Origin of the sequence: Duganella sp. S19_KUP01_CR8, from assembly GCF_036688705.1 — a bacterium.
Classification (GTDB): domain Bacteria; phylum Pseudomonadota; class Gammaproteobacteria; order Burkholderiales; family Burkholderiaceae_D; genus Rugamonas.
On record NZ_JAQQPR010000008.1, the window covers coordinates 1 to 21666 of the forward strand.

15 protein-coding genes are annotated in these 21666 nt (G+C 66.2%); 8 read left to right on the plus strand and 7 right to left on the minus strand.

Translation table 11 applies throughout. The features are described from left to right. Positions 1 to 237 precede the first annotated feature (237 nt). The 8 genes from fliL (at position 238) to V6M89_RS09920 (ending at position 13753) form a co-directional block, all read left to right on the plus strand. Positions 238 to 762 (plus strand): flagellar basal body-associated protein FliL, encoded by a 525-nt coding sequence (fliL, locus tag V6M89_RS09885; protein ID WP_332853034.1) that lies wholly within the window; start codon positions 238 to 240, stop codon positions 760 to 762. A 10-nt stretch (positions 763 to 772) separates the two neighbouring features. After that, complete coding sequence (gene fliM / locus V6M89_RS09890) at positions 773 to 1753, plus strand: flagellar motor switch protein FliM (protein ID WP_008451348.1); 981 nt, start codon at positions 773 to 775, stop codon at positions 1751 to 1753. A 44-nt stretch (positions 1754 to 1797) separates the two neighbouring features. Continuing rightward, on the plus strand, positions 1798 to 2223 hold the full coding sequence (fliN, locus tag V6M89_RS09895) for a flagellar motor switch protein FliN (RefSeq protein ID WP_026334169.1): 426 nt from the start codon (positions 1798 to 1800) through the stop codon (positions 2221 to 2223). Beyond that, complete coding sequence (gene fliO, locus V6M89_RS09900; protein WP_332853035.1) at positions 2220 to 2882, plus strand: flagellar biosynthetic protein FliO; 663 nt, start codon at positions 2220 to 2222, stop codon at positions 2880 to 2882. The genes fliN and fliO overlap by 4 nt, the downstream gene beginning before the upstream one ends. Then, entirely contained in the window at positions 2872 to 3648 is a 777-nt protein-coding gene (fliP, locus tag V6M89_RS09905) for a flagellar type III secretion system pore protein FliP (RefSeq protein ID WP_442881965.1), read from the plus strand. Before fliO ends, fliP begins: the two co-directional genes overlap by 11 nt. A gap of 9 nt (positions 3649 to 3657) precedes the next feature. Next, positions 3658 to 3927 (plus strand): flagellar biosynthesis protein FliQ, encoded by a 270-nt coding sequence (gene fliQ, locus V6M89_RS09910; protein WP_116990396.1) that lies wholly within the window; start codon positions 3658 to 3660, stop codon positions 3925 to 3927. A 96-nt stretch (positions 3928 to 4023) separates the two neighbouring features. Next, positions 4024 to 4866: a flagellar biosynthetic protein FliR gene (fliR, locus tag V6M89_RS09915; protein ID WP_332853036.1), complete on the plus strand. Its 843-nt coding sequence runs from the start codon at positions 4024 to 4026 to the stop codon at positions 4864 to 4866. 85 nt (positions 4867 to 4951) lie between these two features. Further along, a complete protein-coding gene (locus tag V6M89_RS09920; RefSeq protein ID WP_332853037.1) occupies positions 4952 to 13753 on the plus strand; it encodes a beta strand repeat-containing protein in 8802 nt (2933 codons plus the stop codon). A gap of 179 nt (positions 13754 to 13932) precedes the next feature. On the opposite strand, the gene flgL is transcribed toward V6M89_RS09920, so the two are convergent. The 7 genes from flgL to flgF form a co-directional block, all read right to left on the minus strand. Continuing rightward, a complete protein-coding gene (flgL, locus tag V6M89_RS09925) occupies positions 13933 to 15195 on the minus strand; it encodes a flagellar hook-associated protein FlgL (protein WP_332853038.1) in 1263 nt (420 codons plus the stop codon). A gap of 5 nt (positions 15196 to 15200) precedes the next feature. Further along, entirely contained in the window at positions 15201 to 17159 is a 1959-nt protein-coding gene (flgK, locus tag V6M89_RS09930; protein ID WP_332853039.1) for a flagellar hook-associated protein FlgK, read from the minus strand. A gap of 66 nt (positions 17160 to 17225) precedes the next feature. Beyond that, on the minus strand, positions 17226 to 18197 hold the full coding sequence (flgJ, locus tag V6M89_RS09935) for a flagellar assembly peptidoglycan hydrolase FlgJ (protein WP_332853040.1): 972 nt from the start codon (positions 18195 to 18197) through the stop codon (positions 17226 to 17228). Between the two features lie 12 nt (positions 18198 to 18209). Further along, the gene (locus tag V6M89_RS09940; RefSeq protein ID WP_442881966.1) at positions 18210 to 19382 is read right to left on the minus strand and encodes a flagellar basal body P-ring protein FlgI; all 1173 of its coding nucleotides are present in this window, start codon (positions 19380 to 19382) and stop codon (positions 18210 to 18212) included. Then, positions 19382 to 20038: a flagellar basal body L-ring protein FlgH gene (locus V6M89_RS09945; protein WP_332853041.1), complete on the minus strand. Its 657-nt coding sequence runs from the start codon at positions 20036 to 20038 to the stop codon at positions 19382 to 19384. The genes V6M89_RS09940 and V6M89_RS09945 overlap by 1 nt, the downstream gene beginning before the upstream one ends. 22 nt (positions 20039 to 20060) lie before the next feature. Then, positions 20061 to 20843 (minus strand): flagellar basal-body rod protein FlgG, encoded by a 783-nt coding sequence (flgG, locus tag V6M89_RS09950; protein ID WP_008451365.1) that lies wholly within the window; start codon positions 20841 to 20843, stop codon positions 20061 to 20063. 81 nt (positions 20844 to 20924) lie between these two features. Then, positions 20925 to 21665, minus strand: a complete 741-nt coding sequence (gene flgF, locus V6M89_RS09955; RefSeq protein WP_332853042.1) for a flagellar basal-body rod protein FlgF — start codon at positions 21663 to 21665, stop codon at positions 20925 to 20927. Position 21666: the final 1 nt, after the last annotated feature.

Consider the following 21666-nt stretch of genomic DNA (forward strand, 5'->3'; position numbering starts at 1 on the left):
GTGCCGGCCGGCGCGGTCGACACCTTCGCCTGATCCGGCAGCGGCCGCGACGAAAACCGGGATCGGCCACCCCGCCTCCCGGTTTTGTTGTTTGTTTCACTACGGAAACCTCAAGCAGCGCCCGGATCGCCCTTCTTTTCGACGTATGCTATGCCGCAGTCCCAACCGATAATGACATAATGGCGTCATGATCCACTTCCGCACCACGCAAGGGCAATTTTGAAAGCGAACCCAAAAATGAAAGCCGATCAGAAAGTTGAAGCCGCGCCTGGCGGCGGCGGCAGCAAAAAACTGATCATCATCATCCTGGCGGTGGTCCTGGTATTGGGCGCGGCCGGCGGCGGTGCGGCCTGGTTCTTCTTGCATGGGAAAGCCGACGCCGGCGAGGAAGAGGCGCCGGCCAAGGGCAAGCACAAGAACGCCAAGAAGGCCAAGGCCGGTCCGCCGGAATACGTGCCGGTCGAGCCGTTCACGGTCAACCTGCAACCGGGCGACAGCGGCGCCGACCAGTACCTGCAGATCGCCTTCACGCTGGAAGTGGGCGGGCTGGAAGAGAAGGAAAACGTCAAGAACAATATGGCCAAGGTGCGCAGCCGCATGCTGTTGCTGCTGTCGAGCAAGCGCGCCATGGACATCAATACGCCGGAAGGCAAGCTCCAGCTGGCCAAGGAAATCATCGGCCAGCTGAAGGAACCCTTCGAGGACCGCGGCGCGCCGCAGGACATCGAAGATGTGCTGTTCACCTCGTTTATCATTCAGTAAGTAGATCGTCATGGCTGATAATTTTCTCTCCCAGGAAGAAGTCGATGCCCTGCTCAAGGGCGTCAACGGCGACCAGGACGATGTCCAGGCGCAGGAAGACGTCGCGGGAGTACGAACGTATAACCTGGCCACCCAGGAACGTATCGTCCGTGGGCGCATGCCGACGCTGGAGATTATCAACGAGCGCTTCGCCCGCCTGTTGCGGGTCGGCCTGTTCAACTTCCTGCGCCGCAGCGCCGAGGTGTCGGTCGGCTCGGTGCGGGTCTCCAAGTATTCCGAGTTCATCCGCAACCTGGTGGTGCCGACCAACCTGAACCTGGTGCACATGAAGCCGCTGCGCGGCACCGCGCTGATGGTGTTCGATCCGGGCCTGGTGTTCCTGCTGGTGGACAATCTGTTCGGCGGCGACGGCCGCTTCCACACCCGCGTCGAGGGCCGCGACTTCACCCAGACCGAGCAGCGCATCATCCTGCGCATCCTGGACATCGTGTTCGAGGCCTACACCAAGTCGTGGGAGCCGGTCTATCCGGTCGAGTTCGAATACATCCGCTCGGAAATGAATACCCAGTTCGCCAACATCGCCACCCCGAACGAGGTGGTGGTGGCGTCGACCTTCACCGTGGAGCTCGGTTCGGTCTCGGGCCAGATCCACTTCTGCATGCCGTACTCGATGATCGAGCCGATCCGCGATTCGCTGACCTCCAGCCTGCAGGGCGAGGCGCTGGAAGTGGACAAGCGCTGGATCCGCCTGATGACGCAGCAGATCCAGATCGCCGAGGTGGAAATCGTCGCCTCGCTGGGCACGGCCAAGGTCAATTTCGACGAGATCCTCAATATGCGCGTGGGCGACATCATCCCGCTGACCATCCCGGAACTGCTGTCGGCCACGGTCGACGGCGTGCCGGTCATGGATTGCAGCTACGGCGTGATGAACGGACAATACGCGCTCAAGGTGGAGAAATTGCTCGCCAATGCCGATAACATCAAATAACACCGGCGCAACCGCTGCCGGTGACCGCAATACAGGAGAGAAGCATGTCGGATAATCAAGACGATACGATGGACGACGATCCGTGGGGCGCGGCCATCGCCGAGCAAGCCCAGGCGGAAGCGGCCGCGTTGGAAAAACAGCAGTCGCAGGCGGCCAGCGCCGCCGTGTTCACGGATTTTTCCAGCACGCCGAGCAAGACCGAAACCCATAACGATATCGACTTCATCCTCGATATCCCGGTGCAGCTGACGGTCGAACTGGGCCGCACCAAGATCGCCATCAAGAACCTGCTGCAATTGGCGCAGGGCTCGGTGGTCGAGCTGGACGGCCTGGCCGGCGAGCCGATGGACGTGCTGGTCAACGGCTGCCTGATCGCCCAGGGCGAGGTGGTGGTGGTGAACGACAAGTTCGGTATCCGCCTGACCGACATCATCACGCCGTCCGAACGTATCCGAAAACTGAATAAATGAAGCACGGACTGACCTTATCCCTGATCCTCGCGGCGGCCTTGGCCGCCGCGCCTGCAATGGCCCAGCGCAGCGTGTCGGGCACCATCGGCGGCCAGCATGCGGCCAGCGCCGCCGCCACGGCAGCGGCGCCAGCGGCTGCACCGGCCGCCGCCGAAGCGCCTGCCACAACTGCCGTCGCGGCGACAACAGCAGCCCCTGCCGCCAGTGTCGCGGCCGAAGCGCCCGCCGCTGCGGCGCCGGTCCCGGCCACGGCGACCGCAACCGCCCCCGCCGGCCCGCTGGCGATGACCATCCCCACCCCGCAACCGGCGGCCACCTCGGCCGGCGGCGGCCTGCTGCAAACCACCTTCGCGCTGATGTTCGTGCTGGCCCTGCTGGTCGGCCTGGCCTGGTTCCTGAAGCGCTACGGCCCCAAGAACCTGGGCGGCGGCCGCAACGTCAAGCTGGTCGGCGCGCTCAGCGTCGGCGCGCGCGAGCGCATCCTGGTGGTGGAAGTGGGCGAACAATGGATCGTGGTCGGCGCCTCGCCGGGCCGCATGAACGCGCTGGCCACCATGCCGCGCCAGGAAATCAGCGAGCAGGACAGCACGGCCGCGCTGCCGACCGCCAACTTCGCCGCATGGCTCAAACAAACGATCGACAAGCGCAATGGCAAATAAGCAGGCCGGCACCACCCAGGCTACGGCCGTCAAATCCCTGTTGATGCTGGCCGCGCTGGCGCTGCCGCTAGCGGCCGGCGCCGACTCCAGCATCGGCATCCCGGCCTTCAACGCCGCCCCGGCGCCGGGCGGCGGCACCAGCTACACGCTGCCGATCCAGACCATGCTGCTGATGACGGCGCTGACCTTCATCCCGGCGGCGCTGCTGTTGATGACCAGCTTCACCCGCATCATCATCGTGCTGTCGCTGCTGCGCCAGGCGCTGGGCACGCAGTCGGCGCCGCCCAACCAGGTGATGGTCGGGCTGGCGCTGTTCCTGACCCTGTTCGTCATGGGCCCCACCTTCGACAAGATCTACACCGAGGCCTACCTGCCGCTGCAGGAAAACAAGATCAATATGAGCGCGGCCATGGACAAGGGCGTGGCACCATTAAAAACTTTCATGATGAAGCAAACCCGGCAGGCCGACCTGGCCTTGTTCGTGAAATTGTCGCGCAGCCCCGCGCTGCAAGGGCCGGAAGACGTGCCGCTGCGCATCCTGGTGCCGGCTTTCGTCACCAGCGAACTGAAAACCGCGTTCCAGATCGGCTTCGCCATCTTTATTCCATTTCTGATTATCGACATGGTGGTCGCCTCTGTACTTATGTCGATGGGGATGATGATGATGTCGCCGGCCGTGATCTCGCTGCCGTTCAAGCTGATGCTGTTCGTGCTGGTGGACGGCTGGCAACTGCTGCTCGGTTCGCTGGCCCAGAGTTTTTACTAGGAGCGCGCGATGACACCCGAAAGCGTGATGACGATGGGCCGCCACGCCATGGAGGTGACCCTGATGATCGCCGCCCCGATGCTGCTGGTGGCGCTGATCATCGGCCTGGTGGTCAGCATCTTCCAGGCCGCCACCCAGATCAACGAAGCGACGCTGTCCTTCATTCCCAAGCTGGTCGGCATCTTCGTGGCGCTGGTGGTGGCCGGACCGTGGATGCTGGCGGTCATGCTCGACTACATGCGCGAAGTGTTCGGCGGCATCCCCGGCCTGGTCGGCTAGACATTTTGCCAAGATGTAACAATTTACGATTCAATAAGAACTTGACTTAAAATAAGAAAGTTGATGCACGGTGGAAAGAAATAGGGAAAACGCCTCATGATTTCGTTCTCCACTGCCGATATCAATCTGTGGATCGCCGGTTTGCTGTGGCCGCTCACGCGCATCCTCGGGCTGCTGGCGGCGTCTCCGCTGTTCGGCAATTCCAGCGTGCCGGCCACGGTCAAGGTCAGCCTGGGCGTGCTGCTGGCGATGGTGGTGGCGCCGGCCGTGCCGCTGCTGCCGGGGTCCGATCCGATGTCGCTGGCCGGGCTGCTGATCCTGGCGCAGGAAATGCTGATCGGGCTGGCGATGGGCTTCAGTATCCGCATCGTGTTTGCCGCGGTGGAGATGGCGGGAGAAATCTCCAGTTTGACCATGGGCCTGGGGTTCGCGACGTTTTTCGACCCCAACACCCAGGGCCGCTCGTCGGCGATCAGCCAGTTCCTGGCGCTGGTGGCGACCATGACGTTTTTGGCGGTGAACGCCCACCTGGTGCTGCTGTCGGTGCTGGTGGAGAGTTTTTACACGCTGCCGGTGTCGGCCGCGCCGGTCTACGGCGGCGGCTTCAAGCAGCTGGCCGACTGGGGCGGCAAGATTTTCAGCACCGGTGTGCAGCTGTCGCTGCCCATCGTTGCGGCTTTACTGATTACCAACGTTGCGCTGGGCATCCTGACACGCGCGGCGCCGCAACTGAATTTGTTTGGCATCGGGTTTCCGATTACTTTAGGTGTAGGTTTGCTGGTCATCGCCATGACGCTCCCGTACTTGGCGACGCCCGTGCAAAACCTGTTGTTGGAAGGCGTGGAACGCGCGCGGCTGATGCCGCGGACGTGGTCGCAGCGCCCTGACGCGGTCAAACCGGCAAACTTGCCGGTTCGGCCTCCGGGGCCGCGCCCATAGCGAAATTCAATAGCCGACCAGTGTATTTTGGTTTCCATGAGGCAATTACCAGCGTATCATGGAAGCTCCCCGGGAGAACAATGCAATGACTTCGATCGTTACGAATTTCACAACCGACCAGATCGTCAGCCTTTCGGTTGCACAGATCGGCCTGTTCACGACCGAAGACATGCAGGCGCTCAGCTCCGACCAGCTCGGCGTCATGAGTTCGGCCCAGGTGCGCGCCATCACCACCCTGCAACTGAACTACCTGACCACCGACGCCCTGCCCGGCCTGACCACCGCCAACGTCCCGCTGCTGACCCTGGTGCAGGTGGCCGCGCTCAACACCGACCTGATCACCGCCCTCAGCACCGACCAGCTGGTCGCCCTCAGCACCCGCGAAATGCAGGTGCTGACCAGCCGCCAGCTCAACCTGCTGAGCTCGGACCAGATGGTCGCGCTGGAAACGGTCGACCTGCGCGCGCTGTCGACCGCCCAGCTGAGCGTGCTGGGCTCCGACCAGGTCGCCAGCCTGACCAGCGACCAGCTCGGCTCTTTGGCCACCCAGCAATTGCGCGCCTTCAGCACCAGCGCGCTGCAAGCCATCGCCACCGACCAGATCCAGTCGCTGGCCACCGCCATGCTGGCGCAACTGACCACCAGCCAGCTCAACGCGCTGACCGTGGACCAGCTGGCCGCCGTCACCACCGACCAGATCGCCGGCCTGAGCTCGCTGCAACTGAGCATGCTGTCGACCGCCTCGCTGGTCAACCTCAGCAGCGACCAGATCGCCGCGCTGGAAACCCGCGACCTGGTCTGGCTGAGCAGCAGCCAGGTCGGCGCGCTGACCGCGCTGCAGCTGGCCGGCCTGGGCACCGACCAGATGCACGCGCTGCGCAGCAATGAAATCGCGGCGCTGAGCACCGACCAGCTGCCGGTGCTGAGCACCGACCAGTTCAACGCGCTGAGCTCGCTGGCCGCACTCAACTCGGCCCAGATCGGCGTGCTGAGCACCGACCAGCTGACCTCGCTGACCACCAAGACCATCGCCGCCCTCGGCAGCGCGCAGCTGGCGGCGCTGAACGCCGGCCAGGTGCAGTCGCTGAACAGCGACCAGATCGTCGCCCTGTCGACCGCCCAGGTGGCCGCGCTGACCACGGACGTGCTCAGCGCGCTGACCACCGACCAGATGCTGGCGATCGAGACGCGCGACATCGGCGCGCTGACTTCCCGCCAGATCCGCGCCCTCAGCAGCGACCAGCTGGTGGCGCTGGCCACCAGCCAGATCGCCGCCCTCAGCACCGCCGACGAAGCGGCGCTGCTGCCCGACCAGCTGGCGTCGCTGACCACCGACCAGATCGTCGCGCTGAAAACCATCGTGCCGTTGAGCACGCTGCAAATCCAGGCGCTGACCACCGACCAGGTGATCGCGCTGCAAAGCAAGGCCATCGTCAGCCTCAGCAGCACGCAGCTGGCGGCGCTGACCGTCGACCAGGTGCAGGCCCTGAGCAGCGACCAGATCATCGAACTGACCGCGGCCCAGTACAGCAGCATGAGCAGCAATATGCTCAACCTGCTCACCAGCACCCAGATCGGCCTGATCGAAACGCGCGACATCGCCGCCTTGCGCGCGCCGCAGATCGCCCGCCTGTCGACCGACCAGCTGGTGGTGCTGCTCACCGACCAGTTCGCCGCGCTGACCAGCAGCGCCATCGGCGCCCTCAGCACCGACCAGATCAGCGTGCTGACCACCGACCAGTTGAACGCGCTGTCGACGCTGGTGGGCCTGTCGAGCCGCCAGATCAGCTCCTTCACCACCGCGCAGATGACCTCGCTGTCCACGCACAACCTGGGCACGCTGGCCACCAGCCAGCTGCGGGCGCTGGGCTCGGACCAGATCCAGGCCCTGACCACCGACCAGATCGTCGCGTTGAGCGCCGCCCAGTTCCGCGGCCTGACCTCGGCCGCCATCGCCGCCCTCACCACCGACCAGATCGTCGCCATCGAGACGCGCGACATCGCCGGCCTCAACACCCAGCAAATCAACAAGCTGGGCACCGACCAGATCGTGGCGCTGAGCACCAACCAGATCGTCGCGCTGAACTCGGCCGACACCGCGGCGCTGACCACCGACCAGGTGCAGGCCCTGGGCAGCGACCAGATCGACGCGCTGCGCTTCCTGACCGCGCTGACCACGCGCCAGATCCGCGCGCTCACCACCGACCAGATCGCCAGCATCACGGCCACCGACCTGTCCAGCCTGACCACCCGCCAGTTCACCGGCTTCACCAGCGACCAGCTGCAGGCGCTGACCACCGACCAGATCGTCGCGCTCAACTCGGCCCAGCTGGTGGCGCTGAGCACCAGCGCCATGGCCGTGCTGTCGACCGACGCCATCGCCGCCATCGAAACGCGCGACATCCGCGCGCTGCGCACCGCCCAGATCGCCCAGCTGAGCACCAACCAGGTGGTGGCGCTGACCACCGCCCAGCTGGCCGCCTTCACCACCGGCGAAATCCGCGCGCTGACCTCGGACCAGTTGTCGGTGCTGAGCAGCGACCAGATCGTCGCGCTGTCGACCCTGGGCCCGCTGGTCACCAAGCAGATCGCCGGCCTGACCACCGACCAGATCGCGCAGATGTCGACCGCCGACTTCGCCACCCTGCTGACCAGCCAGCTGGCCGGCTTCAACAGCGTCCAGGCCGCCGCCATCAGCAGCGACCAGGTGCTGGCGATGTCGACCGCGCAAGTGCGCGCGCTCAGCACCGACGCCATCGCCGCGCTCGGCCTGGACCGCGTCGCCGCGCTGCGCAACGCCGACCTGGTCTCGATGAGCACGCGCCAGATCGCGGCCCTGACCACCGACCAGCTGGCGGCGCTGAGCACGCAGCAATTGCGGGTGCTGACCACCGCCGAAGTGGCCGCGCTGACGCTGACCCAGATCGCCGGCCTGAGCAGCGACCAGATCGACGCCTTCGCCACGCTCAGCGCGCTGACCACCAAGCAGCTGGCCGCCTTCAGCACCTACCAGCTGGCCACGCTGAACCTGGCCGACCTGCGCGCGCTCGGCTCCAGGCAAATCCACGCGCTCAGCACCGACCAGCTGGTCGCGCTGACCACCGACCAGATCGCCGGCATGCTGCCGGCCCAGCTGCGCGGCATCGCCGCCGGCGACATGGCGGCGCTGACCACCGGGCAGATCGCCGCGCTGACCAACGCCGAGCTGGCCTCGCTGAGCACCAGGCAGCTGGTCAACCTGAGCACCGACCAGATCGTCTCGCTGAGCACCTTGCAGATCACCGGCCTGACCACGCAGGAAATCGCCGCCCTCAGCTCCGACCAGAAAGCCGCGCTGACCAGCGACCAGTTGGGCGCGCTCAGTTCGCTGGCCAGCTTCTCGACCGCCGCCATCGCCGCCCTCACGACCGACCAGATCGCCTCGCTGCCGCTGGCCATCCTGGCCGGCCTGACCACGCGCCAGATCGCCGCGCTGACCACCGACCAGATCAGGGCGCTGACCTCCGATGAAATCGTCGCGCTGAGCACCGCCCAGTTCCGCTCGCTCACCACCGACCAGATCGTCGCGCTGACCTCCGACCAGGTGCCGGTCATCCAGCTGGTCGATCTGCAGGCGCTGTCGACCCGCCAGATCACCGCCCTGACCACCACCCAGCTGAGCGAGCTGACGCCCACCCAGTTCAGCGCGCTGAGCACGCAGGACATCGCCAACCTGACCACCCAGCAGATCGCCGCCCTGTCGACCGACCAGGTGGCCAGCTTCGCCACGCTGGCGCCGCTGACCAGCAAGCAGATCGCCGCCCTCACCACCGACCAGATCGCCAGTCTGGCGCTGGCCAAGATCGCCACGCTGAAGACCAGCCAGATCGCCGGCCTGACCAGCCTGCAAGTGGGCGCGCTCACCACCGACGAGATCGTCGCGCTGAGCACGGCCCAGGTGCGCAGCCTGAACGCCGCCACCCTGGCCGCGCTGTCGACCGGGCAGATCGCCGCGATCGAAGTGGTGGACGTGGCCGCGCTCGGCACCAACCAGATCATCGCCCTGTCCAGCGACCAGCTGGCGGCGCTGACGGCCGGCCAGTTCGCCGCGCTCAGCACCCGCACCCTGGCCAGCCTGACCACCGACCAGATCGCAGGCCTGTTGCTGGCCCAGGTCGACAGCCTGGCCTCGCTGGCGCCGCTGACCACCAACCAGGTGCTGGCGCTCACCAGCGCCCAGCTGGCCAGCCTCGGCCTGGCCCAGATCGCCACCTTGAGCACCCGCCAGCTCAACGCGCTGGCCAGCGCCCAGCTGCAAGCGCTGACCAGCGACCAGATCGTCGCGCTGGAAACCAAGCAAATCCGCGGCCTGAGCTCGACCAGCCTGAACGCGCTGACCACCGACCAGTTCGCCGCCATCGAGCTGGTCGACATCGCCGCGCTGCGCACCAGCCAGATCGCCACGCTGGCCACCAACCAGATCGCCGCGCTGACGCTGGCCCAGCTGGGCGCCTTCACCTCGCAGGAGATCGCCGCGCTGACCACCCGCCAGCTGGGCGTGCTCACCACCGACCAGTTCGCCGCGCTGGGCAGCCTGGCCGGCCTCAGCACGCGCCAGATCAGCGGCCTGTCGAGCGACCAGATCATCGCGCTGACGCCGGCCCAGGTGGCCGCCCTCAAGACCGCCCAGATCGCCGCGTTCAGCACCACCCAGATCCAGTACTTCACCAGCGACCAGATCCCGGTGCTGAGCACGGCCCAGGTGCGGGCGCTGTCGGCCGCCGTGATCGCCGCGCTGACCACCGACCAGATCCTGGAACTGAGCGGCGCCGACCTGGCCGCGCTCAAGACCAACCAGCTGATGGCGCTCACCAGCGACCAGCTGGGCGCGCTGTCGCTGACCCAGTACGCCACCCTGATCAACAGCGAGATCGCGGCCCTGACCACCCGCCAGCTGAGCTACCTGACCAGCGACCAGATCGCCGCGCTCAACAACCTGACCTCGCTGACCACCTTGCAGGTCAGCGCCCTGAGCACCGACCAGCTGGGCGCGCTGACCGCGCAACGCTTCGTCACGCTCAGCACCCGCCAGCTGGCGGCGCTGGGCAGCCGCCAGGTGCCCGGCATCAATAGCGACCAGATCATCGCCCTCTCGACCGGCCAGATCCGCGCGCTCAACACCAGCCTGCTGGTGGCGCTGAGCACCGACCAGATCGACGCCATCGAAGCGCTGGACTTCGCGGCCATGACCACCGCCCAGCTGCGCTCGCTGACCACCAACCAGATGCAGGCCCTGCTGACCGACCAGTTGCACGCGCTCAGCCCGGCCGGCATCGCCGCCTTCTCGCAGGCCCAGCTGGCGGCGCTGAGCAACGCCCAGGCCGCCGCGCTGGGCAACCTGGTCGACTATTCGACGCTGCAAATCGCCGCCATGTCGACCAGCCGCATCGCCAACCTGTCGCTGCTGGACATCGACCTGCTGAGCACGCGCCAGATCGGCGCCCTGTCCTCGCTGCAGGTGTCGGTGCTGAACAGCGACCAGATCATCGAACTGAGCGCCGCCCAGGTGGCCGCCATCAGCGTGACCGCGCTGGCCGGCCTGAGCACCGACCAGATCGCCTACATCGAAGCGGGCGACATCACGCTGCTGAAATCGGCGCAGCTGCAGGCGCTCAACAGCGCCCAGCTGCAGGCGCTGACCAGCGACCAGATCGGCGCGCTGACCTCGCGCGAAGTGGGGTCGCTGAAGCCGAGCCAGATCGCGCTGCTGACCACCGACCAGCTGGTCAACCTGAGCAATATCGGCGGCATGAGCACCGCGCAGATCCACGCCCTGACGTCCGACCAGCTGAGCTCCTTGCTGCCGTCGCAGATCGGCGCGCTGCGCACCGCCCAGATCGCCGCGCTGAGCAACACCCAGATCGTCAACCTGACCAGCGACCAGATCATCGCGCTGACCACCGCCGACATGCTGGCGCTGAACACGCGCGCGCTGGCCGCGCTGAGCACCGCCCAGGTGGTGGCGATCGAACTGGCCGACATCGCCGCCCTGCGCTCGGCGCAGCTGGTGTCGCTGACCACCGACCAGGTCGCCGCGATCACCACCGACCAGATCGCCTACCTGGCCACCGGCGCCATCGCCGCGTTGACGCCCAACCAGGTGCGCGCGCTGACCACCGACCAGATCGTCAACATGACCGAGGTGCAGTTCCGCGCGCTGTCGACCAAGACCATCGCCACCCTCAGCACCGACCAGTTCGTCGCGATCGAGCTGGCCGACCTGGCCATGTTGCGCAGCCAGCACATCCGCGCGCTGACCTCCGACGAGCTGGTCAGCATGACCACCAACCAGCTGACCAACCTCAGCACCGCGCAGATCGCCGCCCTGACCACCACCCAGCTGAACTTCCTGACGCCGGACCAGTTCCTGCTGCTCGGCGCGCTGGGCTCGCTGAACACCAGCCAGATCGCGACCCTGACCACCGACCGCATCCAGGCGCTCAACGACGACCAGCTGGGCGCGCTGAGCACCAAGCAGCTGGCCGCGCTGAGCAGCCGCCAGCTGCAAGCGTTCACCACCCACCAGATCCAGCAACTGTCGCTGGTGCAGTGGCGCGCGCTGAGCACCTCGGCGCTGCGCGGCCTGTACAGCGACCAGATCGCGGCGATGGAAGTGGAAGACTTGTCCGGCCTGAAGACCAACCAGATCGCCTCGCTGAGCACCCTGCAGATTTCGCTGCTCAGCGTCGACCAGTTCGGCGTGCTGACCACGGCCGAGGTGGCGGCGCTGACCGGCGCCCAGGCCAAGGCCCTGACCACCGACCAGCTCAACGGCCTGGCCACGCTGGCCGGCCTGACCACCTTGCAGGTCAGTTCGCTGACCACCGACCAGCTGGTCTCGCTGAACGGCGACCACATGGTGACCTTGCGCACCGCGCAGGTCGCGGCGCTGACCAAGAACCAGCTGCAGGCGATCACCAGCGACCAGCTGGCCGGCCTGAGCACCGCGCAAATCCGCGCGCTGAGCGTGGCCGCGCTGGCCGGCCTGAGCACCGACCAGATCCAGGTGATCGAGCAGGAAGACATCGCCGCCCTCAGCAGCCTGCAACTGAATTCGCTGACCAAGGCGCAGTTCTCGTCGCTGACGCTGGCCCAGGTCAGCAGCCTGGTGACGCAGCAGATCGCCACGCTGAGCCCGAGCGACATCACGGCGCTGAGCACCCAGCAGCTCAACATGCTGAGCACCCTGGGCGTGCTCAACGCCGGCCAGGTGGCGGCGCTGACGTCCGACCAGCTGGGCAGCATCGACGTCGACCACTTCGCCACCTTGCGTTCGGCGCAGATCGCCGCGCTGACCCTGAAGCAGATGTCGCTGCTGACCACCGACCAGCTGGGCTCGCTGAGCACCCAGCAGGCGCGCGGCCTGAACATGACCATCCTGGGCACCGACCAGATCGCCTCGCTGAATATCGACGCGGTCGCCGCGCTGACCACCGCGCAGCTGGTCACGCTCAAGACCAACCAGATCGCCGCGCTCACCGGCGCCCAGTTCGCCTCGCTGTCGACCCGCTCGCTGGCCTCGCTGGCGGTGACGCAGATCCGCGGCCTGAGCACCGACCAGCTGGCCGCGCTCGGTTCGCTGAGCGCCTTCACCGCGACCCAGATCACCGGCTTCAGTTCCGACCAGATCGTCGGCCTGTCGGCCGACATGATCAACGGCATGCGCACCGCCCAGATCGCCGCGTTCGGCTCGACCCAGTCGCTGGGCCTGACCACCACGCAGATCTCCTCGCTCGACCCGACCCTGGTGGCGGCGCTGTCGGTGGCCGCGCTGAACGCGCTGAGCGCCGACCAGATCCACTCGTTCGACGGCAACGACATCGTGGCGCTGAAGACCGCGCAGCTGTCCAACCTGACGCCGACCACCATCACCCACTTCAGCGCCGACCAGGTGGCCGCGTTCACCACCTCGCAGGTGCGTTCGCTCAAGGCGACCCAGATCAAGGCGCTGACGCTGGAACAGATCGCGGCCCTGACCGTGACGGAAATCTCGGCGCTGGCCGCGACCCAGGTGTGCGCGCTGACCGTCGACCAGCACGCGGCGCTGACGGCCGAGCAACTGGCGGTGCTGCCGCTGGGCAGTCCGCTGATCCTCGACCTGAACGGCAACGGCATCAACACGCTGGGCATCGATGCCGGCGTCAAGTTCGACATCTATGCCGACGGCGAACGGCTCAACACCGGCTGGGTCGGCCAGGGCGACGGCCTGCTCGCGCTGGACCGCAACCACGACGGCCTGATCAACGACGGCAGCGAACTGTTCGGCACCGCCACCAACAGCAGCGGCGGCGGCAAGGCCAGCGACGGCTTCGCCGCGCTGGCCGACCTGGACAGCAACCACGACGGCGTGGTCGACGGCAAGGATGGCCAGTTCGGCGACTTGCGCGTGTGGGTCGACGCCAACGCGGACGGCGTCAGCCAGGGCGACGAACTGAAGACGCTGGCGGCGCTGGGCATCGCCAGCCTGACGGTGGGCGCCGCCAAGGTAAGCGAGCTGGATAGCAACAACTGGATCGGTTTGCGTTCCAGCTACACCAGCACCGACGGCACGGTCAGCCAGATGGCCGACGTCTGGTTCCTGGCCAGCCGGGCGGCGCAAGCGAGCGCGCTGACGCAAGCCATCAACAGCTACGGCCAGCAGGCCGGCGCGGTGGAAGGCAGCAACAGCGCCAGCGGCCAATTGACGCCGGCGACCGCGCCCGGCCTGGCCGGCCATGTCGCCGCGCTGGCCGAGCAGCTGAAGCACTACGACGCCGCCACCACCAGCCTGAGCGGCAGCGCCACGGCCGGCGAGCAGGACTGGTTCCGCAAGCAAGCCACCGCAACCGGCATACTGGCGGCAAAATAACCCGGGGGTCAAGTCTGACATTCGGACACGGACTCAACACTAGCAAGCGCTAGGGTTGAGTCCGTGTCCGAATGTCAGACTTGACCCCCGTCGTAAAAAAGCCCCATCGGCACTGGACGCGATCTTGAGCGCGTTCAGGCTGATGGGGCTTTTTTTCGTCCGCGCCAGCGGCGCCGGAATTACGTGATGTAGTTGAACAGCGACAGCCCGGCCAGGCTCTTGAACGATTTCTGCGCCGCGTCCAGCGTGGTCTGCTGCTGGGTGAACAGCGAGATCGCCTTCACCGTGTCGACATCCTGCAAGTCCGACAGCGTGGTGGCGTACTGCAGGTTCAAATCGTCGCCGGAGCTGTCCAGGTAGTCCAGCTCCTTCAGGCGCGAACCCACCTCCGACTGGATCGACAGCAGGTTGTCGGTGGCGGCGTCGATATTCACGTGGGCCTGGTTGAGCTTGTTGTTCAGGCTGGCCTGCCCCGCAGCGCCGTCGCCCGGCGCGCGCAGCGCGGCGATCAGGTCGGTCACGGTGGTGAAGATCGATTGCTTGGTGCTGGGCTGCAGCGTGAAGTTGTCGAGGTCGGCGGGATCGCCCTTGACGTCGAACTGCACGCCGTCGAAGGTGATGTTCTGGCCGCTGACATAGGGCTGCGGCACGGCCGGCACCGGCGCCGCCGGCACCGGCTGGTTCAGCGTCAGGTCGGTCACGGTGTAGGTGGTGACCTTGGGCACGCCCGGCGTGGCCGGCACCACCTGGAAATCGATCTGGTACTTGTGGCCGGTCAGCTGGGTCGCATCCTTGACCGAGCCGGCGCTGATGATGCCGGAACCGCCGCGCGTGTAGTTGGCCGGATCGGCGGCGGAGACAAAGGTGCCGTTGCCGGTCGCATTGTTTTCAAACACCGCGGCGCCGGAATCGCTGATCGGCAGCTTGCGGGTCGACCCCACCTGCAATTCGCGCTGGCCCTGGTCGCCCTGGTAGGCGGCGCCGCTGGCGGTCTGGGTGAACGGCAAGGTGGTCGACTTGTAGCCCGAGAACACATAGCCGCCGGCGCCGTCGGCGGTATTGGCCTGGCCCAGCAAATCGGCCAGCCGGCCTTCCAGCTCGGTCGCCAGCGACGCCCGGTCCTTCTGCGTCATGCTGCCGTCGCCGGCGTTGACGGCCAGCGTCTTGATGTCCTGCAAGATCGCGGTGGAACTGGCCAGCGCCACCGTCTCCATCGACAGCGTGCCCTTGGCGTTGGAGCGGTTGGTCACCAGCTGGGTGTTGATCGACTGCGACTGCGTCACTTCCAGCGCGCGCGCGGTGGCGATCGGATCGTCGGCGGCGGACAGGTTCTTGCGGCCGGTCGAGAGCTGTTGCTGGGTGCGGGCGAGCGCGGTCTGCAGGCTGCTGATCTGCCCTACGCCGACGTCGTAGATCGTCTTGGAACTGATGCGCATGGACATGATAATTACCTAAGGTTGAGCAATACATCAAACAGGGTGCTGGCCACTTGCATGACCTTGCCGCAGGCCTGGTAGGCCTGCTGGTAGCGTAACAGATTTGCCGCTTCCTCATCCAGGTTCACACCGGAGACGCTCTGTTGCTGGGTGGTGGCCTGGGCCACGGCGGCGTCGGCGGCCGAGCCGCTGATCTGCGCTTCGCGCGCCTTGTTGCCGACAAAGTTGACCATCTGCGCGTAGGTGGTCTGGTAGGTGGCGTTGCCGTTGTCCAGGATGTTCTTGGTTTGCAGGCCGGCCAGCAAGGCGCCGTTGCGGCTGTCGCCGACGCCGCTGACATTGGGGCCGATGGTGAAGGTGTCGAGGTCGGCCGGCGTGCCGCTGATGTTGAAGTTGATGCCGCCGAAACTGATCGCCGCGCCGTCGGTGTACGGCACCGTCGGCGTCCCGGCCGGATACACGGTGGCCACGCCGTTGACCGTCACCGTCACGTCCTGCGCCGGCGGGAAGCCCGACAGCGAGCCGGTGGCCTTGTCGTAGGTCAGCGTGACCGGCGCGGCCAGCGCGTTGCCCGGCGTCAGGTAGTTGACGTCGACCGTGCCGGCGCTGATCTTGCCGTTGCCGGCGTTGGCGGTCGGCGCGGCGGTGGCGACCGGCGCCGCCAGCGCGATCTTGGTGCGGTCGGTAATTGCCACGCTGAACTGGTCGGCCGCGGTGTAGGTCGGCCGCACCAGGAAGTTATCCTTGGTCACCGGCGCGCCGGTGATCGTGTAGTCGACGCCGTCGATGGTTTGCGGCACCGCCTGCGGGAAGGGATTGATCTGCGTGATCTGGCCGTCGCTCAGGCGGGTGACGTTGAAATTGGTGCCGTCGTAGTCGACGCTGTAATCGCTGGCGGTCAGCTTGCTGGCGTCGGTGACCACGGCGCTGACGCTGGCCGTGCTGACCGGCGAGTTGCGGGTGCTGGGGCCGACATAGGCGTTGATCGGATTGAAGAACGCCGTGCCGAGCGCGCCGTTCTGGTCCTGGCCCAGCACGTGCTGGGCGTTGAAGCTGACCGCCAGCCCGGCCGCCACCTGGCCCAGCGAGTTTTGCGCGCGGTCCATGGCGCCGTTGCGGAACGAGATCAGGCCGCCCAGCTGGCCGCCGGTCAGCACGCTCTCCGGCAAGGCGCTGAAGACGCCGCTGTCGCTTTGGTAGCCGACCGTCACGCGGCTGGCGTCGGTCGGCGAGGTGGAGGTCGCCAACTGGAAAGCGGTGCCGCCCACCACCAGCGGCTGGCCGGTGCCGAACTCCACCGTCAAGGTGTTGTTGTCGCCCGGGATGACGGTGGTCTTGATCAACTTGTTCAGCTCGGTCAACATCTGGTCGCGGTGGTCCAGCATGTCGTTGGGCGCCTTGCCGTCCGTGCTCAGGGCTGCGATGGTCTTGTTCAGCGCGGCGATCTGGGTGGCGTAGGAATTGATTTCGCCGACGTTGGACGTGATCTGGCCATTGACGCCGGTAGCGATTTCCGACAGCCGCGCGCTCAAGCCCTGGAAGCGCGACGCCAGCGACGACGCGGTCGACAGCATCGCCTGGCGCGACGCGGCCGAGGCCGGATTCGAGGTGGCGTCCTGCACGCCGTTGAAGAAGTCCTGCAAGGCCGGCGACAGGCCGGCGGTGGGGTCGGCCAGCAGGTTGTCGATCTGGCTGATCTGCTTGGTGTAGGCGTCCAGCGAGGCCTGGTTGGACTCGGCGTTGCGCAGCTGCACCGCCAGGAAGTTGTCGTAGTAGCGGCGCACGGCCGTCACCTCGGTGCCGGTGCCGACGAAGCCGAAGCCCTGGTCCAGGGTCGCGGTATCGGACTGGATGGCGGCCTGGCGGCTGTAGCCGACCACGCCGGCGTTGGTGATGTTGTTGCCGGTGGTCGACAGACCTACCTGGGCCGCCAACAAACCGCTTTTGCCGATACTGAGAAGACTGGACATGATGTTTTTACTCTATCTGTAAGCTGGTAACGGCAGGCCGTCGCCAAACTTGATTAAGCTGCGCGATCAACCCGCCAGCGAGCGCTTGATGATGCTGGTGAGCTTGTTCGCGTAATTCGGATCGGTGGCGTAGCCGGCCTTCTGCAAGCCCTGGGCGAAGCTGCTGGCGTCGCCTGCGCTGGCCAGCACTTTTTCGTAGCGTGGATTGCTGGCCAGGAGCTTGGCGTAATCCTTGAAACTGTCGCTGTAGCTGTCGTAGGCGCGGAAGCGCTCGACCCTGGTCTGCGCCTTGCCGTTGACGTATTCGGTGGTGGTGGCCTCGACCACCTTGCCCTTCCAGTCGCCGCCGGCCTTGATGCCGAACAGGTTGTGGCTGTTGCTGCCGTCGCGGCCCTTGATCTCGCGCTTGCCCCAGCCGCTCTCCAGCGCCGCCTGGCCCAGCATGAACTTGGCGGGGATGCCGGTGGCGCGGCTGGCCTCCTCGGCGTCGGCGCCGAGTTTTTGCTGGAAGCTGCGCACGTGCGGCGCCTGGCTGCCCTTGTTGACGGTAGTGGCGGGCACGGCGCTGTTGTCGTCGACCGAACCGGCAGCGCCGGGGCCGCCGGCCGCCGCGATGGCGCGCTGCAATTTGGCGTCCATCAGGCTGGACAGGCCGCCGAAGCTGCCGCCGTTGGCGCCGCTGCTGCGGTCGCCAGCCTCGTTGCCGATCGCCAGCGCCTGCTGGTCGGCGGTCTTGGACAGCTGGCGTATCAGCATGTCCGACAGGCCGATGCCCTTCTTGGCGATATTCTGGCTGGTCTGCTGGTCCAGCATGGTGGTGAACATCTTGGTCTGCTGGCTGTCCAGCATGCCGTCCTGCGGCGTCGCCTCGCGCATGCTCTTCATCATCATGTTGACGAACATGGCTTCGAACTGCGTGGCGGCCGTCTTCAACGCCTCCGGGCTGCCGGCCTTGGCCGACTGGCGCAGGCTGCCCATGTCCTTGAGGTCAAGGGCGAACTTGCTGCTGAGATCGTTGGAGGTGTTTGGACTGGTCATGGCGCGCCTCGCTTAGATGATTTCCAGTTCGGCGCGCAGCGAACCGGCCGCTTTCATCGCCTGCAAAATAGCCAGCAAATCCTGGGGCGTGGCGCCGATGGCGTTGAGCGCCTTGACCACCTCGGCCAGCGAAGCGCCGCCCTTGACCATCATCACCTTGCCGCTGTCGGCCTTGATGCCCACCTGCTGGTTCGGCGCGACCACGGTGCGCCCGCCGGACAGCGGATTGGGCTGGCTGATCTGCGGATCGGCGGTCACCGAGATCGACAGGTTGCCGTGCGAGATGGCGCAGGTGTCGAGCGTGACGGCGCGGTTCATCACCACCGAGCCGGTGCGGGCGTTCATGATGACCTTGGCCGGCTGCTCGGCCGGGTTGACCTGCATGTCCTGCAAGGTGCCGATGAAGCTGACGCGCTGGTCGCTGCTGCTGGGCGACTGCACCCGGATCACGCGGCTGTCCAGCGCGTAGGCGATGCCGGAACCGTATTTGTCGTTGATGGCTTCGACCACGCGGCTGGCGGTGGCGAAGTCGGCGGTGTTCAATTCCAGCTTGATGAAGTTGCCCTCGCCCAGGCTGGAGGCGACCGCGCGCTCGACCGTGGCGCCGGCCGAGATCTTGCCCACGCTGAGGTGGTTGACGGTCAGCGAGCTGCCGCCCGCGCCGCCGGCGGCGACGCCGACGCCGCCCACCAGCACATTGCCCTGGGCCATGCCGTAGACCTGGCCGTCGGCGCCTTTGAGCGGCGTCATCAGCAGCGTGCCGCCGCGCAGGCTCTTGGCGTTGCCCATCGACGAGACCGTGATGTCCAGCGTCTGGCCCGGCTGCGCGAACGGCGGCAGCGACGCCGTCACCATCACGGCGGCGACGTTCTTCAATTGCAGCGAGGTGCCTTGTGGCAGGTTCACGCCCAGCTGCTGCAGCATCGAGACCACGCTCTGCACGGTGAACGGGGTTTGCGTGGTCTGGTCGCCGCTGCCGTCGAGGCCGACAACCAGGCCATAGCCGATCAGCTGATTCTGCCGCACGCCGGCGATGCTGACCAGGTCGCGCAGGCGCTCGGCATGGGCCGGCTGCACCAGCAGCGAGGCCGCCACCAGCAGCAACACCATGACCGCCAGCTTGCACAGGCCGGCCGCGCGGCGCGTGGCTTCGTTGATTTGTTGGGTGCTGTCCATGATAGCCATCAGAAAGGTAACAGGCTTTGGAAGAAGCGCGACGCCATCGACGTCATCTCGGCGCGGTCGATCTGGCTGTTGGTGCGGTACTCGACCTTGGCGTCGGCCACGGCGGTCGACTGCACGGTGTTGCCGGTGGCGATATTGTCGGGGTTGATCATGCCGGAGAAGCGGATGAATTCCACGCCCTTGTTCATCGCCACCTGCTTCTCGCCGGCCACGATCAGGTTGCCGTTGGCCAGCACCTCGACCACGGTCACACCCATGGTGCCGGTGAAGGTGTTGCTGGCCGACTGGTTGTCGCCGTCGGCGTACTTGCTGGCGTTGTTGGCCGACAGCGTGGCGCCGAAGGTCGATTGCAGCGGATGCGGCACGCTGGCGCTGACGCTGCCGGACTTGTTGCCCGAGCTGGCGCCGGCTTTCACGGCCGAGGTTTTCTCGGTGATGACCAGGGTCAGCACATCGCCCACCTGGCGCGCGCGGCGGTCTTCGAAGATCGGACGGAAGGCGGCGTTCTGGTAGATCGCACCGTTGGTCGGCGCCGCCTGCAGCTGGGCGCTGGTCAGCGGACGGGCCGACATCGGCATCTGCACGATGGAGGTCGGCGTGGTCATGCAACCGCTCAGGGCGGTTGCAGCTGCAACGATGGTAATGGCGTATTTCATGATCTATGTCCTTGCAAAAGCATTACATCTGCGACAGCTTGGCCAGCATCTGGTCGGAGGTCGTGATGGCCTTCGAGTTGATTTCATAGGCCCGCTGGGTCTGGATCATATTGACCATCTCCTCGACCACGTTGACGTTCGAGGTTTCCACATAGCCTTGCAGGATGACGCCGGTGCCGTTGGTGCCGGGGGTGTTGGTTTGCGGGTTGCCGGAAGCGCCGGTTTCCACGTACAGGTTCTCGCCCTTCGACTCCAGCCCGGTCGGGTTGATGAAGGTCGACAGCTGGATGCTGCCGATCTGCTGCGGCGCCACCTGGCCCGGCAGCGTGACCGAGACGGTGCCGTCGCGGCCGACGGTGATCGATTGCGCGGTGATCGGGATGGTGATGGCCGGCTGCAGCACGAAGCCGCTGGAGGTGACCATCTGGCCGTTGTTGTCGCGCTGGAAGGAGCCGTCGCGGGTGTAGGCGGTGGTGCCGTCCGGCAGCAGCACGTTGAAGAAGCCGTTGCCGTTGACCATCAGGTCCTTGTCATTGCCGGTCGACTGGGGATTGCCCTGGGTGTGCACCCGTTCGATCGCCACCGGCCGCACGCCGGTACCGAGCTGCATGCCCGACGGCAGGTTGGTCTGCTGCGACGACTGGCCGCCAGGCTGGCGGATGTTCTGGTACAGCAGATCCTCGAACACCGCGCGCGATTTCTTGAAGCCGTTGGTGCTGACGTTGGCCAGGTTGTTGGACGTGACATCGAGCGCGGTCTGTTGCGCTTCCATGCCGGTCTTGGCGATCCACAGTGAACGTATCATGATGCTTCTCCCGTTGCTCGGACGGGAGCCGTCAAAAGCGACAGCTACTCATCCCACGCAACCATTATGCGGGAGAGGTCATCAACTCAAAGCGAGGATCTGGGTGGCTTTTGCGGCGTTATTCTCGGCGTTCTTCAGCAAACTCATTTGCATCTCGAACTGCCTTGCCAGACTGATCATGTTGACCATGGAATCGACCGGATTGACGTTGCTGCCCTCCAGCGCGCCGTCGACCACGCGCACCGCCGGGTCGTTTTCTGCCGGCGTGCCGCTGAGCTGGCGGAACAGGCCGTCGTCGCCGCGCACCAGTCCCTTGGCGTCCGGGTTGACCAGCTTGATCCGCCCCAGCACATTGGCCGGGCCGGGCTTGAAATCGGTGGAGATGGTGCTGACCGTGCCGTCGCCGGCCACCATCACCGTGGTGTCGGGCGGGATGGCGATCGGGCCACCGTCGCCCACCAAGGTCTGGCCGCTGGTGGTTTGCAGCAGGCCGTTCTCGCTGACCTTCAGGCTGCCGTTGCGGGTGTAGGCTTCCGAACCGTCGGCAGACTGCACCGCGATCCAGCCCTGGTCGCGCACCGCGATGTCCAGCGCGCGGCCGGTGGTCTGAATCGGGCCGGCGCGCATGTCCGCGCCCACCGTGGAATTGACCACGAAGGCGCGGGTCTGCAAGCCCTCCGACACCACCGGCACCGCCCGAAACGTATCGAGCTGTGCGCGGAAGCCGGTGGTGGTGGCGTTGGACAGGTTGTTGGCAACGGTGGCTTGCTGATCCATCACGTGCCGCGCACCTGTCATCGCGGTATAAACCAGGCGGTCCATG

Coding starts and splice junctions, on each gene's coding strand:
- fliL (WP_332853034.1), top strand. CDS start 238: ATGAAAGCCGATCAGAAAGTTGAAGCCGCGCCTGGCGGCGGCGGCAGC.
- fliM (WP_008451348.1), top strand. CDS start 773: ATGGCTGATAATTTTCTCTCCCAGGAAGAAGTCGATGCCCTGCTCAAG.
- fliN (WP_026334169.1), top strand. CDS start 1,798: ATGTCGGATAATCAAGACGATACGATGGACGACGATCCGTGGGGCGCG.
- fliO (WP_332853035.1), top strand. CDS start 2,220: ATGAAGCACGGACTGACCTTATCCCTGATCCTCGCGGCGGCCTTGGCC.
- fliP (WP_442881965.1), top strand. CDS start 2,872: ATGGCAAATAAGCAGGCCGGCACCACCCAGGCTACGGCCGTCAAATCC.
- fliQ (WP_116990396.1), top strand. CDS start 3,658: ATGACACCCGAAAGCGTGATGACGATGGGCCGCCACGCCATGGAGGTG.
- fliR (WP_332853036.1), top strand. CDS start 4,024: ATGATTTCGTTCTCCACTGCCGATATCAATCTGTGGATCGCCGGTTTG.
- V6M89_RS09920 (WP_332853037.1), top strand. CDS start 4,952: ATGACTTCGATCGTTACGAATTTCACAACCGACCAGATCGTCAGCCTT.
- flgL (WP_332853038.1), bottom strand. CDS start 15,195: ATGTCCATGCGCATCAGTTCCAAGACGATCTACGACGTCGGCGTAGGG.
- flgK (WP_332853039.1), bottom strand. CDS start 17,159: ATGTCCAGTCTTCTCAGTATCGGCAAAAGCGGTTTGTTGGCGGCCCAG.
- flgJ (WP_332853040.1), bottom strand. CDS start 18,197: ATGACCAGTCCAAACACCTCCAACGATCTCAGCAGCAAGTTCGCCCTT.
- V6M89_RS09940 (WP_442881966.1), bottom strand. CDS start 19,382: ATGGCTATCATGGACAGCACCCAACAAATCAACGAAGCCACGCGCCGC.
- V6M89_RS09945 (WP_332853041.1), bottom strand. CDS start 20,038: ATGAAATACGCCATTACCATCGTTGCAGCTGCAACCGCCCTGAGCGGT.
- flgG (WP_008451365.1), bottom strand. CDS start 20,843: ATGATACGTTCACTGTGGATCGCCAAGACCGGCATGGAAGCGCAACAG.
- flgF (WP_332853042.1), bottom strand. CDS start 21,665: ATGGACCGCCTGGTTTATACCGCGATGACAGGTGCGCGGCACGTGATG.